Raw genomic sequence first — 17,839 nt, 5'->3', positions numbered from 1 at the left:
TTAGACTTAATAAGAAGACGTTTCATGAACCAAGACAATCAAGTCAATACTGCCAAACTTTCCAGTGCCCGCTTTACGGAGGCTACTGATGCGTTCGTTGAAGAATTTACCGCATCTATCCAATTCGACAACCGTATGTATCGACAAGATATTCAAGGCTCTATCGCGCATGCGAAGATGTTAACCGAAGCGGGCATTTTGACTCAGGATGAACTGGCGGACATTATTAACGGCTTAACGCAAATTCAACAAGAAATCGACAACGGCAAGTTCCAATGGTCTATTCAGCAAGAAGATATTCACATGAATATCGAAGCCAGATTGACGAACCTGATTGGTATCACCGGGAAAAAACTGCATACAGGCCGCTCTCGTAATGACCAGGTTGCCACTGACATCCGTCTGTACTTGCGTGATGAGATTGATGCGATTTTGCCAGAACTGAAACGCCTGCAACAAGGTATTCTTAGCTTGGCGGAAAAAGAAGCCGATACCATCATGCCTGGCTTCACCCATTTGCAAACGGCTCAACCTGTGACGTTTGGACACCATATGATGGCTTGGTTCGAGATGATTAAACGCGATGTAGAGCGCCTGCAAGACTGCCGAAAACGCGTTAATACCATGCCACTTGGCTCGGCTGCCTTGGCTGGAACCACCTACCCAATTAACCGTGAATTAACGGCTGAACTACTTGGTTTCGACCGCATTTCGGAAAATTCATTGGATGGTGTTTCGGACAGAGACTTCGCCATTGAGTTCACGGCTTTTGCATCAACCTTCTTGATGCATTTGTCGCGCTTCTCGGAGGAGTTGGTTTTATGGTCTTCGGCACAATTCCAGTTTATCGATTTACCTGACCGTTTCTGCACAGGCTCATCGATCATGCCGCAAAAGAAAAACCCTGATGTACCTGAACTTGTTCGCGGGAAAACAGGGCGCGTTTACGGTCACTTAATCAGCCTACTAACGTTGATGAAATCTCAGCCTTTAGCTTACAACAAAGACAACCAGGAAGATAAAGAACCATTGTTCGACACGGTTGACACTGTTAGAGGCAGTTTAAGAGCGTTTGCGGACATGGTGCCAGCCATTATCGTTAATCGAGACATGACCTATGCTGCCGCAAAAAATGGCTTCTCTACTGCCACAGATTTAGCAGATTACTTGGTGAAAAAGGGATTGCCCTTCCGCGATGCACACGAAGTGGTTGGCTTGGCGGTAGCGCACGGCGTGAAAAACAAATTGGATTTATCGGAAATGTCTTTGGAAACCCTACAAGGATTCCATGCAGATATCACTGAAGATGTATTCGAAGTGCTAACGCTTGAAGGCTCTGTCTCAGCACGTGACCACTTGGGTGGCACTGCCCCAAGACAAGTTAAAGCGGCCATTCAACGAGCAAAAATATTTTTGAATAAAGCTGATTAAAAGGCTTGCCTATCAAGCTTTGGGGCGCTCTGCCCAAAGCTTAAACCAACACCTCTGAACTATCTTCCACTTCATTTACTAGCACACCAAACTTAACAACTTGGTCTCTACCACCTTCTTTTGACTGATAAAGCGCTTGGTCTGCTTTATGGATAAGCTCCATTTCATCGCCAGCAGGTTGCTCAGGATAGGCTGCCAACCCGACACTGACCGTGACTTGAATAACCTGATTATTTTCTTGGAATAGCGTGTCTTTCACTTGGTGGCGAATACGCTCACAAATATTGAACGCGTTTTGGCAGGAAGCGCCATGAAGAATCATCAGAAACTCTTCTCCGCCATAACGAACCACGATATCCCCTTCGCGCACCGTATTCTTGATAATCGCGGCAATCATCTTAATGACACGATCTCCAACCAGGTGACCATAGTTATCATTGATGGATTTGAAATGGTCGATATCAATCATCGCCAGTGTCATATTGGTTTGTTCGCGAATGGCTCTTGAGAAGTCTTCTTTTAGTCGTTCCATCCCAAAGCGGCGATTGTAGACCCCAGTCAAACCGTCCACTGCAGCTAGCTTCTGGAATTTAGAGTGAATCATTGCATTGTTGATTGCCAATCCAATACTTCTACTGAACAATTGTGCCAACTGTTCCGTATGGTCATCCGCAGCATAAGCGCCCGTTGCGGCAACCAATGCGCCTAAGACCGTTCCTTTAAACTCAATCGGTTCGACGAATATCTCAGAAGGTCGGAAATGCGTCAAAACGCCGTCCAGTTCAATGTTATCGGGCAAAGAAATACGCTTAGTTTTAATCTCTTTCAGACATTTTTCAATGACATCATGATCAGGCAGACTTTCAGGGTCAAGAATACCTTGCGATGCAATCACATTCAGCGTGCCCTGCCTAATAACCAAGAATGCTCCCGCTTCAAAATTGGTGGTTTGTATCAGGAGACTCAAGGTTTCATCCGCCAATTTGGATAAATCCAGGTTTTCCGACATGATCTTGGAGAATCTACCGAAAACACGCTCAACTTCATGAGACTTGATTAGCGCATCAAGCAGCTGGTTATAAGCGCGTGCACTCACGCCTATCTCATCATTGGACGAGACTTCAATCTGACACATCCCTTCTTCGCAATTAAGGGTATGGTCATCAAAAGACTTACTCTGCAATCCGTTAGCAATATCCTGCATTTTGTTCGACAAAAGCTTCAAATGCGGGCGAATGACCATTGAAATCAACAAGAAGCTAATCAAACCGACAATTTGCCCCGCGACCTGAGAAACGATATAAAAATCGATCGTCAGCACCTCTTCTGCATGAAACCCATACCAAACTAGGAAATGGGGAAACGCCAAACCGATGAATACACCGATCAGCTGCATGAAAAGGAATTGATCAAGGAAAATACTGTTTGTCAGTCGAGGCAGTTGCATGAAATATCTCTTTTATTCAGAAACCAGTCTAGCTAGTCGTCGAATTGAATCACGGAACGGACACCCATTCCTTTGAAATTGAAGTTATTTAGAGAAGTTAAGTCAATCAGACAAGCCAAACCAACAACGTCATAACCGACTTCTTCACATAAGTGCGCCGCAGCTTCCATTGACCCACCTGTCGCAATCAAGTCATCAAGAATAACCACTTTTTGCCCCTGACCCGCCTGCATCTCCAAGCTGTCAGTTCCATACTCCAAACCGTATGATTTTTTAGCCTTTACATTTGGCAGTTTTCCTGGCTTTCTGACCTTAATGAATCCCTTATTGTGCTTGTAGGCCAATGCAGAGGCAAAGATAAAGCCCCGGGACTCAATACCAACCAAACAATCGATTTGAACTGGTCTAATGGAAACGGACACTTCAATGAGAGACAATAGATGTTGTCGAATCTAGGAGTGGTTATGAATCAGAAGCGAGTTTATAAAACTTACACCAAAGAATTTAAACAAGAAGCGGTCGCGCTTGTCACTGAACAAGGTTATAGCGTTGCTGAAGCGGCGCAAGCGCTAGGCGTTAATCCAAACTTGCTTTACAAGTGGAAAGACAAGCTTGAAGCGCAAACCAATGGTGCGGCCTTAAGCGATAATGAGCGTGAAGAACTCAAAAAGCTGCGAGCTGAAAACAAGCGGCTTCGAATGGAAAAAGACATTTTAAAAAAGGCCTCAGCCTTCTTCGCCCGAGAAATGCACTAGGATTTGAGTTTATCCATACGTTGGCGCAAGAAGGCTACTCGGTTAAATTAAGCTGTAAGGTGATGAGTTTTAGCCGCTCCGGCTATTACGATTGGATCAAGCGTCCCAAGGCTATTATTACCGAAGAACAACTGCGACTGTATCGGCGAGCTAAAGCCCTTTTTATAGCCAGTCGAAACAGTCTCGGTTCACGAGAACTGATGAAGCGATTACGTAAAGAAGGCTTTAAGGTTGGGCGCCACAAAGTCATCAAGTTAATGGAAATCTTAAACCTAAAGGTTGAACAGCGTGTTGCATTCAAAGTCACCACAAAACGGGACCCAAGCCACGCTGTGGCAGATAACCTTGTGAACATGGACTTTAACCCCACAGGCATGAATCAAGTGTGGGCCGGTGATATCACCTATTTAAAAACCGCACAGGGTTGGCTATACCTGAGCGTGGTGATGGACTTGTACTCACGCCGGATTATCGGTTGGTCAATCAGCCCGCGCATGACCACCGAACTCGTGCTTGAGTCGCTCAAGCAAGCCTACTGGCTTAGAAAGCCGCCCAAAGGGGTGATCTTCCATAGTGATCGTGGATCACAATACACCAGTGACGCATTTAGAGCGCAGCTGAAACAATTCAAAATCCGAGCCTCAATGGGCGATGTTGGCGCGTGTTGGGATAATGCCGTGGTTGAAAGGTTCTTTGGCAGTTTAAAGCATGACTGGCTGCTCAAAGTACATCAACCTAACCATGAGCATATGATTGACGATGTGAAAGCGTATATGCGTTATTACAACTTAGAAAGGCTTCATACAAGCAATGGTGACATGAGTCCTATTGAATATGAAAATTATAAACGTGATGTGTCCGAAATTGCTTGACCAGTACAATTTCTTCCCATTCATCATGAGAGAATAATGCAGAAATCGCATCAATCGTCTCACTGAAATGCGACTTCAATAAAGGTGAAATATCTTGAAACAGGATTCCTGGCTTAGGAAAATCTGGGACACCGTCTAAATACTTTGCAAGATAATGGTTGGACATGGTTTCAAACCTCTTTATGGGATAAAATATAGATAAATATATTCTATAAAATAATTCTGAAATAAACTCTGGTTTCGTAAACAGAAACTTTTATTTACAGTTCAGTAAAACTTATTTTGAACTACATCAACACGGCGTTTGGTTATGGAATTGTTGGAAAACGATTATGAACAGTCATTGCTACAGGAGTTACCGCCTAATGCCCGAGATTTGGCTTTGGAACTGCTGTCGACTTATTCTTTAGGTCAAATCCTTGCACTTAGAGAAAAGACTGAGCCTGATAAGGAATTACTGGCAACCAAACATGTTTCAGACCGCTATTGGCTAGCGCTAATCAATGCTGCTATCTTAGCCAAAAGTACCTATTTCCTGCCAAATCCAAAATTTTCTCAGGATGAGATTTTTTATCTGATCAAAGCCGCATGCAGTAGCATCAACTACCCAATCAAGCAGGCGACTTTAAAAGAACTCATGGAGTTCACTCAGGCCAAAGAAATGCATGTGTTATCGAAGTGGTTGGGAGACTTTTCAGAACTGCTTTTACAACAAAACAGAGAAAAGTCTTTTAAAGTTGGCATGTCAAAGGCTAGCCGTTAATAGCTTCTTGATACTGTTTTCTGACTCTAGGCAACCATATCTGGCCGCTAGCCCGAACCAAAAACGCGCTTGAATTAAATTCTTTGGAATACCTTGCCCTTCCGCATAAAAAGAACCTATCTTATGTTGTGCAGGACGATGCCCTCTTAATGCTGAAAACTGGAAGAGTTTAAACGCTTTCTTCAAATCAACACTGGTTCCCAGACCTTTTTCAAACATACGTCCTAAGTTATAAGCCGCATAGGGATTTCCTTTTTGATAAGCCATATGATAGTAATTCATGGCTTTAAAGTAGTCCTGCTTAATAGGCGCGCCTTTTTCGTACATAAGACCTAAATTGTTCTCTGCACGAGAATATTCTCTGAATGCACCATTTTCATAAAGGTTAAATGCAGAATCAAGGTTGCCTTCTGCTTCATATTCATTCGCCTTTTTAAATTGTGCAAACAAACAATGCTGATTGGCTAAGTCTTCTAAAGGCGTTTCAGATGATTTTCGATTATGCCCGATGACTTCATCACGAATAAACTTAGGTACAACTTGATCTACCAGCCATTGCTTTAAATCTGCCAGGTTGGGTCTCTTTTCCGGCTGTTTCTGCGTCATCCAAATAACCAGTTGTCGCCAAAAATAAGGCAAGCTGTTTTCTTTGGACATGGAATGAAATGCATGAGCATAAAGCTGTTGATAGCGATCTTGATTCGGCTTTAAGCGATAAATATGCTTTCCTGACAATGCGTAATACAGCATGCAGCCCAGTGCATAGACATCACTAGCTTCTGAAGCTTGGCCATTCATACGCTCCGGCGCCGTATAGCGTTGATCGCCCACCAGCAACTCAGATTCATAGCTGGTCAGCATTGGAATCGCATGATCCATCGAAAAAAGGTAATAATGATCTTTCCCGACTAGGATAGACTCTGGGCGAATATTGTTATGAACAAAGCCGACACCATGTAGTTTTTCTAACCCGGATAGGACATTTTCAAGAAGGTGACGAGCTTGCTTTTCCGATAGAGGCCCTGTTTTTTTAACTTTCTCCTGCAGCGTCCGCTTACCTACAAAATCGAAAAATTGCAGATAATTGAATTGAACCTTACGAATTTCGTCAAAGCGAACAAAGTCATCTTTGAACTGATTCAAATAAATCAGCAGGTCTTTTTCTCGCTTAATTGCATAATGATTGCTGATGTCATGCAGAACTCGAACCCATCGAGACACACTGTCATCTTCAATCACTTGCTTAACCTTATAGGATGAAACCAAGCTATCGTTTTGTAATAGCTTGGATTTTGTAATATCTACTTGGTTTTCAAATGGATTACTGGACATTTCATGCCTTTTAAGCGTCAATCATTACTCCATCCATAGGAAGTACGAACAGAGACTTAGTCGTGGTAGTCTACCTTATTATCATCAATCTGAATTTGAAGATTATTTGAATCGTTCAAACCTTCAAGCATGATGTTGGCAACTTCTCCGCCGGCAACATCTTTTCCGTTCGAATCAACTGTCACTTCTGTACCTTTATCTGTTTGCGTAACCGTCAAATACTGCGACAAGGTATCTTGAGTCACAACTTGATCATCTGCAATGACATCACTCAAGTCAAGAACATCGTTCTGCACGTCAAAGTTTTGAACGGTGGTTGAACCATCGCCATCAACTTTGATGGTATCAGACTGATTTGTTCCCACAAACAAATCATCTCCGGTATCAGCGTACAGGAAGTTATCACCACTCTCATTGACTTCCGTTGTCGCTGTCTCATTACCGTTACTTTCGGTAGAAGTTACTGATGCATGGACATCATTCAATTCGCTGGAAGTCAGCTCTTTTGAAGAAGAAATCTTCACATCATCTGCAATTTTTCCATCATCCTGCAACTTAACATTGTATGTGCCATCATCGTTTTTGGAAACATCTGTACCTGTGACCGTGACTGAACCATCATCAGGCAATCCAGAAATTGTAATGTCTGACAAAGATTCTGATCCATCTGTATCTGTCAGGCTAGCAGAAGCACTTAGATCATAAGTGTAATGATTTGATGTCTCCCCTTTGTAAAGAGATGAGTCGCCCATAACCTGATCACTAAACACCAAGCAGTCAAGGTTATTCACCGTCAAGTTCATGTTGTCATGACCTGTAATTTGACCACTTAAGACGCCTCCATTGTTGTGGAAGGCACTCAAATTATAATCGGACTCGCTTCCAGGAAGTATAAGTACATCTTTACCCGAACCAAAGTTAACCGCAATATTGCTGCCTGGATCTTTTTCAAAAATAAGCGTGTTATTTCCACCGCTTAAATTAATGTTTGCATTATGAGAGTTTCCTGTAATGGCAAACAACTTGTCAGAAGAGTCACTAAGATTCCAACTGGTTTCATTAACATTTTTGTAGACTAATGTACCATTAGAATGATTACAGCCATTCTGACCTTCCAGAGCATCGTGAAGGCTATGATAGTTATCATGGTTAGCGTTACGCGCATCGTCTGAGTCATAAGTGTAATTATGTGTAGTAGTCACCTCAGCATCACCAATCGACATACTTAATGTCGCATTAGACGCTGTGTCATCAACATTAACATTAATACTAACTTTTACATCAGCCGTATCACCATCGGCATCAGCAGCGGTTACGGTAAACATTTGAGTCACATCTTTGGTAAATTCATTTGATCCCGCAGAATAGGTGTAGTTACCCGTTGAGAAATCAAATGCCAGAGTCCCTTTACCATTAATCGCGACGCCTTCACTCGGGAAAGTACTAGAAGTGTAGGCTGTACCATCAACAGTGATACTTTGAATCGTAATCGCTCCGTCACCACCTGTTACATTATCAGAGACCGTACCAGTTACGGAAAGTTCAGTATTAGTAGGGACAATTGCATCGCTTAATTGCGAAGCATCTGATACTTCCGTAACCGTCGAGACATTGTTTCCGGCTGAGGCTAACACATCTAAGTATTTAGAGTTCAGTGCATCATCACCTAAAGCAACCACATGCAAATCATCTACATATTGACTAACAAAGTTATCCCAACCATGCTCATAGTCATTGTCTAAGAAGCCCCCTGCGGTTCCACTGCCATTACCACCATAATTTTCTGTAGTTGGCTCACCATCAGAAATAAAATAAGCAACCGTCTTATCTGCTGTAGGTTCAGAGTAATTACTATAAGTTTTAAGAACAGCATCTTCATAATTAGTGCTTCCACCAGCCTGAAGATCTTTAATAATGCTTATGGCTTCATCTGCTTTTAACCAAACGCTGCCATCATGCTGTTCCAATGTGGCACCGCCGTTGAAAGCGACTAATTTAACGTTAACATTGCCTTGATTATCGTAGGCATTAATCATTTTTTCGAGTGCAGACTTAGCAAGAGCCAAACGACTGTCACTGTCCATAGAACCAGAAATATCTAACGTAATTACAACATTTGTGGTTTTCTGAGAAACAGTTGCAGATTCGAAATCCATAGTCTGAGTCTCATCATGTCCTTCTGGCTGTGAATCAACTGTATAAGAATGTGCAGCAGAACTGGTAACTGTGTTGCCCGCGGCATCGCTTGACGCAACACTCGCTGTGAAGCCTTTGTCGGCATCCGCGGCCAGGTCGGAGCCGGCTACATCGACGCTCCAGTTGCCGTCACTGTTGACGGTGGTGCTGTAGTCTTTGCCGTTGATGGTCATCGTTAGCGTATCTCCGCTGCTGATGTCGCCACCGGTCGCGGTTCCTGTCACTGCGATGGTTTGTCCACTCTCCATTGTGTTAACAATATTGTCATCCGTAATACTATCAACAGTGACGGTTCCTGCCTGAGCTTGAGTGTCTTTCTCAATAGTCGTGCTATTGGTCCCAACATTACCCAATTTATCACTGGCTTCAACGCTTACAGTCAGAACACCGTCATTCAAAGATGAAACATCAGTATTAACCGTGTAATAACCATTTGAGTAAACCGTAATTTGGTTTGCAGGGATCGTTAGAGTATTGGTCCCATCAGAAATGGTTATTGAACTTACCTGACCGCCAACTTCAACATTCCCAGAAACAACAGTTGAACTTGCTTCTGATGCAGAGATTACATTGTCACTATCAGAGGTGTTTCCATCTGTAACATTAATCGATACCGTTGCGATAAAGTCTTTCATATAGACTTCAGTGCTCTCTGCACTAAAGGTATTGCCTGCTACATCTGAACCGGTAACAGTTGCTTTTAATTCAGGAATCATTCCTGAACCATCAGCTAAATCACTACCAAGAACGTCGACACTAAATGTGTATGCACCGCTTGAGTTAACATCCGAAGAAACCGTTCCTGTTCCAATTACGTTGCCATCCAAGATAATGGAAATCGTATCACCAGGTTGCGCATCGCCTTGAACATAACCTGTAACAGGCACTTTAACCCCTGGAAAAGCTTCTGCAGCAGTCAGGTATCCATCGCCTGTAAGAATATCAACATCAATGTTAGCACCCGCTTGGGTATCAAGAGTGAAGCTAACATTCGAACTGTCAGAAGTATGGCCTTCTGCATCCACTTGACGAACGGAAATGTTGTTAACCCCTTCTTGAGGGTTATATTGAGTCGTCCAAGTTTGTCCACCATCAGAACTGTACTCAATAGTTGCTCCAGACACCAAACCTGTCACTTTCAAAGTGCTGTCATTTGTGATTCTATCGGTGGAACTTGTACCCGTATCATGCTCAATGTCTACGCTAATACCATTTAATTTGAATACACCTGTTGGGACATCGTATGTACCATCAGTAAATTTAACTTTCTCAATATTTCTCAGTTCATCAACATCGCCAACACCATTACCATTGGAATCCGTGCTAACGCCCTCTGTAACTATCAAGCTACCCGTTGAGCTAGTTGATAATGCATAATCAGAGAATTTGCCACTGAATACAGCCGTATCGATGTTATCACCACCATCTACAACGAAATGATCATTTGTATCATTACTGCTTATGATGATTTGGTCTTTGCCTGAACCCATCATGACATAGTCATCATTAGCTTCCGTTGCAACAGAAGACCAATCACCATGCCAGTAGTGAACAGAATCAGAATCTGCACTGACATTGCCCGACGCATCTATTTGAGTTGCTTTAAAGAACTCATTGTCATCAATAGGTGTATTTGGAAGGTTTGAAATATCAACCGTCCAATTCCCATTTGCATCGACAACAATTGGCGTACTTGTTTCAACAGCAGTATAGGTCCAAGAACCAGTGTCATTTCCACCAGTGGTACTACCTTCACGGCTGAGCAGCGTAACGGTTGCGCCAGGCTCACCTGTACCATGCAATATCACATTTGAATAATCACCATTGGTGTCAGTGATATTTGTTATCACTGGCTTGTCTGGTGCCTGAGTGTCTACGGCATAAGTGTGATCCGCTGTGGTGGTCACTGTGTTGCCCGCGGCATCGCTTGACGCAACACTCGCTGTGAAGCCTTTGTCGGCATCCGCGGCCAGGTCGGAGCCGGCTACATCGACGCTCCAGCTGCCGTCACTGTTGACGGTGGTGCTGTAGTCTTTGCCGTTGATGGTCATCGTTAGCGTATCTCCGCTGCTGATGTCGCCACCGGTCGCGGTTCCTGTCACTGCGATGGTTTGTCCACTCTCCGCGGCATTGATCACGTTGTCTGAAGTCACGTCATTGATCGTGACCGTTCCTTTGTCCGCTGTGGTATCGACACTGTAAGTGTGATCCGCTGTGGTGGTCACTGTGTTGCCCGCGGCATCGCTTGACGCAACACTCGCTGTGAAGCCTTTGTCGGCATCCGCGGCCAGGTCGGAGCCGGCTACATCGACGCTCCAGCTGCCGTCACTGTTGACGGTGGTGCTGTAGTCTTTGCCGTTGATGGTCATCGTTAGCGTATCTCCGCTGCTGATGTCGCCACCGGTCGCGGTTCCTGTCACTGCGATGGTTTGTCCACTCTCCGCGGCATTGATCACGTTGTCTGAAGTCACGTCATTGATCGTGACCGTTCCTTTGTCCGCTGTGGTATCGACACTGTAAGTGTGATCCGCTGTGGTGGTCACTGTGTTGCCCGCGGCATCGCTTGACGCAACACTCGCTGTGAAGCCTTTGTCGGCATCCGCGGCCAGGTCGGAGCCGGCTACATCGACGCTCCAGCTGCCGTCACTGTTGACGGTGGTGCTGTAGTCTTTGCCGTTGATGGTCATCGTTAGCGTATCTCCGCTGCTGATGTCGCCACCGGTCGCGGTTCCTGTCACTGCGATGGTTTGTCCACTCTCCGCGGCATTGATCACGTTGTCTGAAGTCACGTCATTGATCGTGACCGTTCCTTTGTCCGCTGTGGTATCGACACTGTAAGTGTGATCCGCTGTGGTGGTCACTGTGTTGCCCGCGGCATCGCTTGACGCAACACTCGCTGTGAAGCCTTTGTCGGCATCCGCGGCCAGGTCGGAGCCGGCTACATCGACGCTCCAGCTGCCGTCACTGTTGACGGTGGTGCTGTAGTCTTTGCCGTTGATGGTCATCGTTAGCGTATCTCCGCTGCTGATGTCGCCACCGGTCGCGGTTCCTGTCACTGCGATGGTTTGTCCACTCTCCGCGGCATTGATCACGTTGTCTGAAGTCACGTCATTGATCGTGACCGTTCCTTTGTCCGCTGTGGTATCGACACTGTAAGTGTGATCCGCTGTGGTGGTCACTGTGTTGCCCGCGGCATCGCTTGACGCAACACTCGCTGTGAAGCCTTTGTCGGCATCCGCGGCCAGGTCGGAGCCGGCTACATCGACGCTCCAGCTGCCGTCACTGTTGACGGTGGTGCTGTAGTCTTTGCCGTTGATGGTCATCGTTAGCGTATCTCCGCTGCTGATGTCGCCACCGGTCGCGGTTCCTGTCACTGCGATGGTTTGTCCACTCTCCGCGGCATTGATCACGTTGTCTGAAGTCACGTCATTGATCGTGACCGTTCCTTTGTCCGCTGTGGTATCGACACTGTAAGTGTGATCCGCTGTGGTGGTCACTGTGTTGCCCGCGGCATCGCTTGACGCAACACTCGCTGTGAAGCCTTTGTCGGCATCCGCGGCCAGGTCGGAGCCGGCTACATCGACGCTCCAGCTGCCGTCACTGTTGACGGTGGTGCTGTAGTCTTTGCCGTTGATGGTCATCGTTAGCGTATCTCCGCTGCTGATGTCGCCACCGGTCGCGGTTCCTGTCACTGCGATGGTTTGTCCACTCTCCGCGGCATTGATCACGTTGTCTGAAGTCACGTCATTGATCGTGACCGTTCCTTTGTCCGCTGTGGTATCGACACTGTAAGTGTGATCCGCTGTGGTGGTCACTGTGTTGCCCGCGGCATCGCTTGACGCAACACTCGCTGTGAAGCCTTTGTCGGCATCCGCGGCCAGGTCGGAGCCGGCTACATCGACGCTCCAGCTGCCGTCACTGTTGACGGTGGTGCTGTAGTCTTTGCCGTTGATGGTCATCGTTAGCGTATCTCCGCTGCTGATGTCGCCACCGGTCGCGGTTCCTGTCACTGCGATGGTTTGTCCACTCTCCGCGGCATTGATCACGTTGTCTGAAGTCACGTCATTGATCGTGACCGTTCCTTTGTCCGCTGTGGTATCGACACTGTAAGTGTGATCCGCTGTGGTGGTCACTGTGTTGCCCGCGGCATCGCTTGACGCAACACTCGCTGTGAAGCCTTTGTCGGCATCCGCGGCCAGGTCGGAGCCGGCTACATCGACGCTCCAGCTGCCGTCACTGTTGACGGTGGTGCTGTAGTCTTTGCCGTTGATGGTCATCGTTAGCGTATCTCCGCTGCTGATGTCGCCACCGGTCGCGGTTCCTGTCACTGCGATGGTTTGTCCACTCTCCGCGGCATTGATCACGTTGTCTGAAGTCACGTCATTGATCGTGACCGTTCCTTTGTCCGCTGTGGTATCGACACTGTAAGTGTGATCCGCTGTGGTGGTCACTGTGTTGCCCGCGGCATCGCTTGACGCAACACTCGCTGTGAAGCCTTTGTCGGCATCCGCGGCCAGGTCGGAGCCGGCTACATCGACGCTCCAGCTGCCGTCACTGTTGACGGTGGTGCTGTAGTCTTTGCCGTTGATGGTCATCGTTAGCGTATCTCCGCTGCTGATGTCGCCACCGGTCGCGGTTCCTGTCACTGCGATGGTTTGTCCACTCTCCGCGGCATTGATCACGTTGTCTGAAGTCACGTCATTGATCGTGACCGTTCCTTTGTCCGCTGTGGTATCGACACTGTAAGTGTGATCCGCTGTGGTGGTCACTGTGTTGCCCGCGGCATCGCTTGACGCAACACTCGCTGTGAAGCCTTTGTCGGCATCCGCGGCCAGGTCGGAGCCGGCTACATCGACGCTCCAGCTGCCGTCACTGTTGACGGTGGTGCTGTAGTCTTTGCCGTTGATGGTCATCGTTAGCGTATCTCCGCTGCTGATGTCGCCACCGGTCGCGGTTCCTGTCACTGCGATGGTTTGTCCACTCTCCGCGGCATTGATCACGTTGTCTGAAGTCACGTCATTGATCGTGACCGTTCCTTTGTCCGCTGTGGTATCGACACTGTAAGTGTGATCCGCTGTGGTGGTCACTGTGTTGCCCGCGGCATCGCTTGACGCAACACTCGCTGTGAAGCCTTTGTCGGCATCCGCGGCCAGGTCGGAGCCGGCTACATCGACGCTCCAGCTGCCGTCACTGTTGACGGTGGTGCTGTAGTCTTTGCCGTTGATGGTCATCGTTAGCGTATCTCCGCTGCTGATGTCGCCACCGGTCGCGGTTCCTGTCACTGCGATGGTTTGTCCACTCTCCGCGGCATTGATCACGTTGTCTGAAGTCACGTCATTGATCGTGACCGTTCCTTTGTCCGCTGTGGTATCGACACTGTAAGTGTGATCCGCTGTGGTGGTCACTGTGTTGCCCGCGGCATCGCTTGACGCAACACTCGCTGTGAAGCCTTTGTCGGCATCCGCGGCCAGGTCGGAGCCGGCTACATCGACGCTCCAGCTGCCGTCACTGTTGACGGTGGTGCTGTAGTCTTTGCCGTTGATGGTCATCGTTAGCGTATCTCCGCTGCTGATGTCGCCACCGGTCGCGGTTCCTGTCACTGCGATGGTTTGTCCACTCTCCGCGGCATTGATCACGTTGTCTGAAGTCACGTCATTGATCGTGACCGTTCCTTTGTCCGCTGTGGTATCGACACTGTAAGTGTGATCCGCTGTGGTGGTCACTGTGTTGCCCGCGGCATCGCTTGACGCAACACTCGCTGTGAAGCCTTTGTCGGCATCCGCGGCCAGGTCGGAGCCGGCTACATCGACGCTCCAGCTGCCGTCACTGTTGACGGTGGTGCTGTAGTCTTTGCCGTTGATGGTCATCGTTAGCGTATCTCCGCTGCTGATGTCGCCACCGGTCGCGGTTCCTGTCACTGCGATGGTTTGTCCACTCTCCGCGGCATTGATCACGTTGTCTGAAGTCACGTCATTGATCGTGACCGTTCCTTTGTCCGCTGTGGTATCGACACTGTAAGTGTGATCCGCTGTGGTGGTCACTGTGTTGCCCGCGGCATCGCTTGACGCAACACTCGCTGTGAAGCCTTTGTCGGCATCCGCGGCCAGGTCGGAGCCGGCTACATCGACGCTCCAGCTGCCGTCACTGTTGACGGTGGTGCTGTAGTCTTTGCCGTTGATGGTCATCGTTAGCGTATCTCCGCTGCTGATGTCGCCACCGGTCGCGGTTCCTGTCACTGCGATGGTTTGTCCACTCTCCGCGGCATTGATCACGTTGTCTGAAGTCACGTCATTGATCGTGACCGTTCCTTTGTCCGCTGTGGTATCGACACTGTAAGTGTGATCCGCTGTGGTGGTCACTGTGTTGCCCGCGGCATCGCTTGACGCAACACTCGCTGTGAAGCCTTTGTCGGCATCCGCGGCCAGGTCGGAGCCGGCTACATCGACGCTCCAGCTGCCGTCACTGTTGACGGTGGTGCTGTAGTCTTTGCCGTTGATGGTCATCGTTAGCGTATCTCCGCTGCTGATGTCGCCACCGGTCGCGGTTCCTGTCACTGCGATGGTTTGTCCACTCTCCGCGGCATTGATCACGTTGTCTGAAGTCACGTCATTGATCGTGACCGTTCCTTTGTCCGCTGTGGTATCGACACTGTAAGTGTGATCCGCTGTGGTGGTCACTGTGTTGCCCGCGGCATCGCTTGACGCAACACTCGCTGTGAAGCCTTTGTCGGCATCCGCGGCCAGGTCGGAGCCGGCTACATCGACGCTCCAGCTGCCGTCACTGTTGACGGTGGTGCTGTAGTCTTTGCCGTTGATGGTCATCGTTAGCGTATCTCCGCTGCTGATGTCGCCACCGGTCGCGGTTCCTGTCACTGCGATGGTTTGTCCACTCTCCGCGGCATTGATCACGTTGTCTGAAGTCACGTCATTGATCGTGACCGTTCCTTTGTCCGCTGTGGTATCGACACTGTAAGTGTGATCCGCTGTGGTGGTCACTGTGTTGCCCGCGGCATCGCTTGACGCAACACTCGCTGTGAAGCCTTTGTCGGCATCCGCGGCCAGGTCGGAGCCGGCTACATCGACGCTCCAGCTGCCGTCACTGTTGACGGTGGTGCTGTAGTCTTTGCCGTTGATGGTCATCGTTAGCGTATCTCCGCTGCTGATGTCGCCACCGGTCGCGGTTCCTGTCACTGCGATGGTTTGTCCACTCTCCGCGGCATTGATCACGTTGTCTGAAGTCACGTCATTGATCGTGACCGTTCCTTTGTCCGCTGTGGTATCGACACTGTAAGTGTGATCCGCATTACTAATAACCGTTCCGCCAGAGCTGTCCTTAGAGGACACAACGGCTGTAAATGTTTTATCCGAGTCAACCGCCAAATCAGAGCCGGCAACATTTGCACTCCATTTCCCATCTGAACCCACGGTTGTGGTGTACTGTGTTCCATTAATAACCAACGTAACAGTATCGCCCGCTTTAATGTCTCCACCAGCAGCAGTACCGGTTACGGCTACTGTGCTACCACTTTCAGTTGCATTAATTACGTTATCAGCCGTCACAGGGTCAATCGTCACCGTGCCGGTGTGGTTACTTCCAACAGGTTCAACGGAAATATCCAAGGTATCATGCTCATTGATATTCGTGTTATAGGTAAGCTTTGGAACAGTACCATCCCAGTTATGCTCAGGCGTAAATTGGTAACTACCATCCGCCTGTACAACAATCTGACCTATTCCAGAGATGGTTGCTGTCTGTCCAGCAGAATAAGTTTGTGTGTCACCGGCAATAGTGAAGTTGGTTACTTGTAAAGTATGATTTGGATTGCTGTCGTTGGACAAAACATTCCCCGTACCAATCGTATTTTCTTGAATGGTTAAAGAATCGCTTTGAGTAACACGCGTTGAAAAGTCCTGCTCACCTTTGATTGCAGGGTTACCAGAGGAATCTACCGCATTAGCAACCACATGGTAATTTGCTTCATCAGGCCAACCACTCATATCAACGCCTGAAATTGACCATTTTCCGTCAACACCTACAGTTGCAGAGCCAGTGTATTTTGTAGCTCCAGCCTCATCAAGAACGTCAACCGTAACCGTTTGACCTGCTGCAATTGAAGTGGTTTTACCGCTGATTGTGACGTTTTGATCTTCATTACCCGCAACAAGGTTGTCACCCGTAATTGGATCAACATACACACGACCGGCACTTGTATCAATCAAGTAAAACTCAGTAGAAGAACTGGTAGCTTGATCTCCTTGCTGGTTATAGCCCGTAGTGGTTGCTTGGATGATTTGGTCAGAATCATTAACAAAATCGGTTCCAGGAACCGCAATAGAATATTTCCCGTCCGAACCGTAAGTTCCTGAATAATCTTTTCCGTTAACTGTTAGCGTGACTGTACCGTGGTCTAAATTCAGCCCAGTAACCGTACCGGTCACATTAATCGTACCGTTGGCTTCTTGCGCATTAACCAAGCTATCTGAAGTGATTCTGTCAATATCAAGGGAAACTGAGAAAACTGCTTGCTGAGTTGCAAAAAAGCTGTTCTGGCTGTCACCATTACCTGTTTGATTATCAGGCTGTCCAGTACCCTGACCATCTGAATTTCCAGTATCAAATCCACTGGTAACATTACCTTGTGATCTATCAGCTTGAATAGCATCCGGTGACTGAGAAGAAGAAGATAATGGCTGCCCGGTTTCCCCTGCTGCAGTAGCATCCAAGTCACCGGCATGGCCAGAAAGAACCTTCTGAGCCAAATCTTTAACGTCATCCTGGTTCTTTGCCTGCAAATCTTCAGCAGCTGCTCTTGGCATAATATCGTCATCCAAACGAGCAACTGAATTTTGTCCCAAAGTGAAGACTGAGCCATCTGCCAAGTAAACTAGAATGGATCCTCCATCAGCCGTCACGATAACATCGTTAGCATGGACAACCATACCTTCCTTAAGTTGTACCAACTCTCCAGAAGGAAGTTTGATGTAAACTACCCCGGTAATTTCTCCAACTCGACCGATTACAACAGAATTACTTGCAGCCATTA

The 17,839-nt window shown here is 47.7% G+C and carries 7 protein-coding genes; 3 read left to right on the top strand and 4 right to left on the bottom strand.

Annotated elements, in window-relative coordinates:
* The first annotated feature begins 24 nt into the window (after positions 1-24).
* The gene (argH, locus tag HVMH_RS00510) at positions 25-1,431 is read left to right on the top strand and encodes an argininosuccinate lyase (protein WP_029911247.1); all 1,407 of its coding nucleotides are present in this window, start codon (positions 25-27) and stop codon (positions 1,429-1,431) included.
* Positions 1,432-1,471: 40 nt separating this feature from the next.
* Here argH and HVMH_RS00505 read toward each other — a convergent pair whose 3' ends face one another.
* Together HVMH_RS00505 and HVMH_RS00500 are read right to left on the bottom strand one after the other, a co-directional pair.
* Positions 1,472-2,878: a diguanylate cyclase gene (locus HVMH_RS00505; protein ID WP_029911250.1), complete on the bottom strand. Its 1,407-nt coding sequence runs from the start codon at positions 2,876-2,878 to the stop codon at positions 1,472-1,474.
* A gap of 32 nt (positions 2,879-2,910) precedes the next feature.
* Positions 2,911-3,315 (bottom strand): adenine phosphoribosyltransferase, encoded by a 405-nt coding sequence (locus HVMH_RS00500; protein WP_232087776.1) that lies wholly within the window; start codon positions 3,313-3,315, stop codon positions 2,911-2,913.
* A 27-nt stretch (positions 3,316-3,342) separates the two neighbouring features.
* Between HVMH_RS00500 and HVMH_RS00495 the strand changes: the two genes are divergently transcribed.
* Positions 3,343-4,505, top strand: a protein-coding gene (locus HVMH_RS00495) for an IS3 family transposase (protein WP_155988733.1) whose coding sequence is annotated in 2 segments (ribosomal slippage) — positions 3,343-3,607 and positions 3,607-4,505 — 1,164 coding nt in all. Because the reading frame shifts where the segments join, the coding sequence is not laid out codon by codon here.
* A 310-nt stretch (positions 4,506-4,815) separates the two neighbouring features.
* Positions 4,816-5,268, top strand: a complete 453-nt coding sequence (locus tag HVMH_RS00490; protein WP_029911256.1) for a hypothetical protein — start codon at positions 4,816-4,818, stop codon at positions 5,266-5,268.
* On the opposite strand, the gene HVMH_RS00485 is transcribed toward HVMH_RS00490, so the two are convergent.
* Both HVMH_RS00485 and HVMH_RS00480 read right to left on the bottom strand, forming a co-directional pair.
* Complete coding sequence (locus tag HVMH_RS00485; protein ID WP_155837676.1) at positions 5,251-6,621, bottom strand: Sel1-like repeat-containing protein kinase family protein; 1,371 nt, start codon at positions 6,619-6,621, stop codon at positions 5,251-5,253. The two genes, HVMH_RS00490 and HVMH_RS00485, sit on opposite strands and share 18 nt — an antisense overlap.
* Positions 6,622-6,656: 35 nt before the next feature.
* Complete coding sequence (locus HVMH_RS00480; RefSeq protein WP_029911263.1) at positions 6,657-17,837, bottom strand: Ig-like domain-containing protein; 11,181 nt, start codon at positions 17,835-17,837, stop codon at positions 6,657-6,659.
* Positions 17,838-17,839 lie beyond the last annotated feature (2 nt).

The sequence above is a fragment of the Hydrogenovibrio marinus genome (genome assembly GCF_013340845.1).
Lineage (GTDB): Bacteria > Pseudomonadota > Gammaproteobacteria > Thiomicrospirales > Thiomicrospiraceae > Hydrogenovibrio > Hydrogenovibrio marinus.
The sequence above is the reverse complement of the archived record's forward strand: the minus strand, read 5'-3'. Positions and strand labels throughout refer to the sequence as shown.

What these genes read in the sequence shown, in the direction of transcription:
- argH (WP_029911247.1), top strand. Translation starts at nt 25, where the DNA reads ATGAACCAAGACAATCAAGTCAATACTGCCAAACTTTCCAGTGCCCGC.
- HVMH_RS00505 (WP_029911250.1), bottom strand. Translation starts at nt 2,878, where the DNA reads ATGCAACTGCCTCGACTGACAAACAGTATTTTCCTTGATCAATTCCTT.
- HVMH_RS00490 (WP_029911256.1), top strand. Translation starts at nt 4,816, where the DNA reads ATGGAATTGTTGGAAAACGATTATGAACAGTCATTGCTACAGGAGTTA.
- HVMH_RS00480 (WP_029911263.1), bottom strand. Translation starts at nt 17,837, where the DNA reads ATGGCTGCAAGTAATTCTGTTGTAATCGGTCGAGTTGGAGAAATTACC.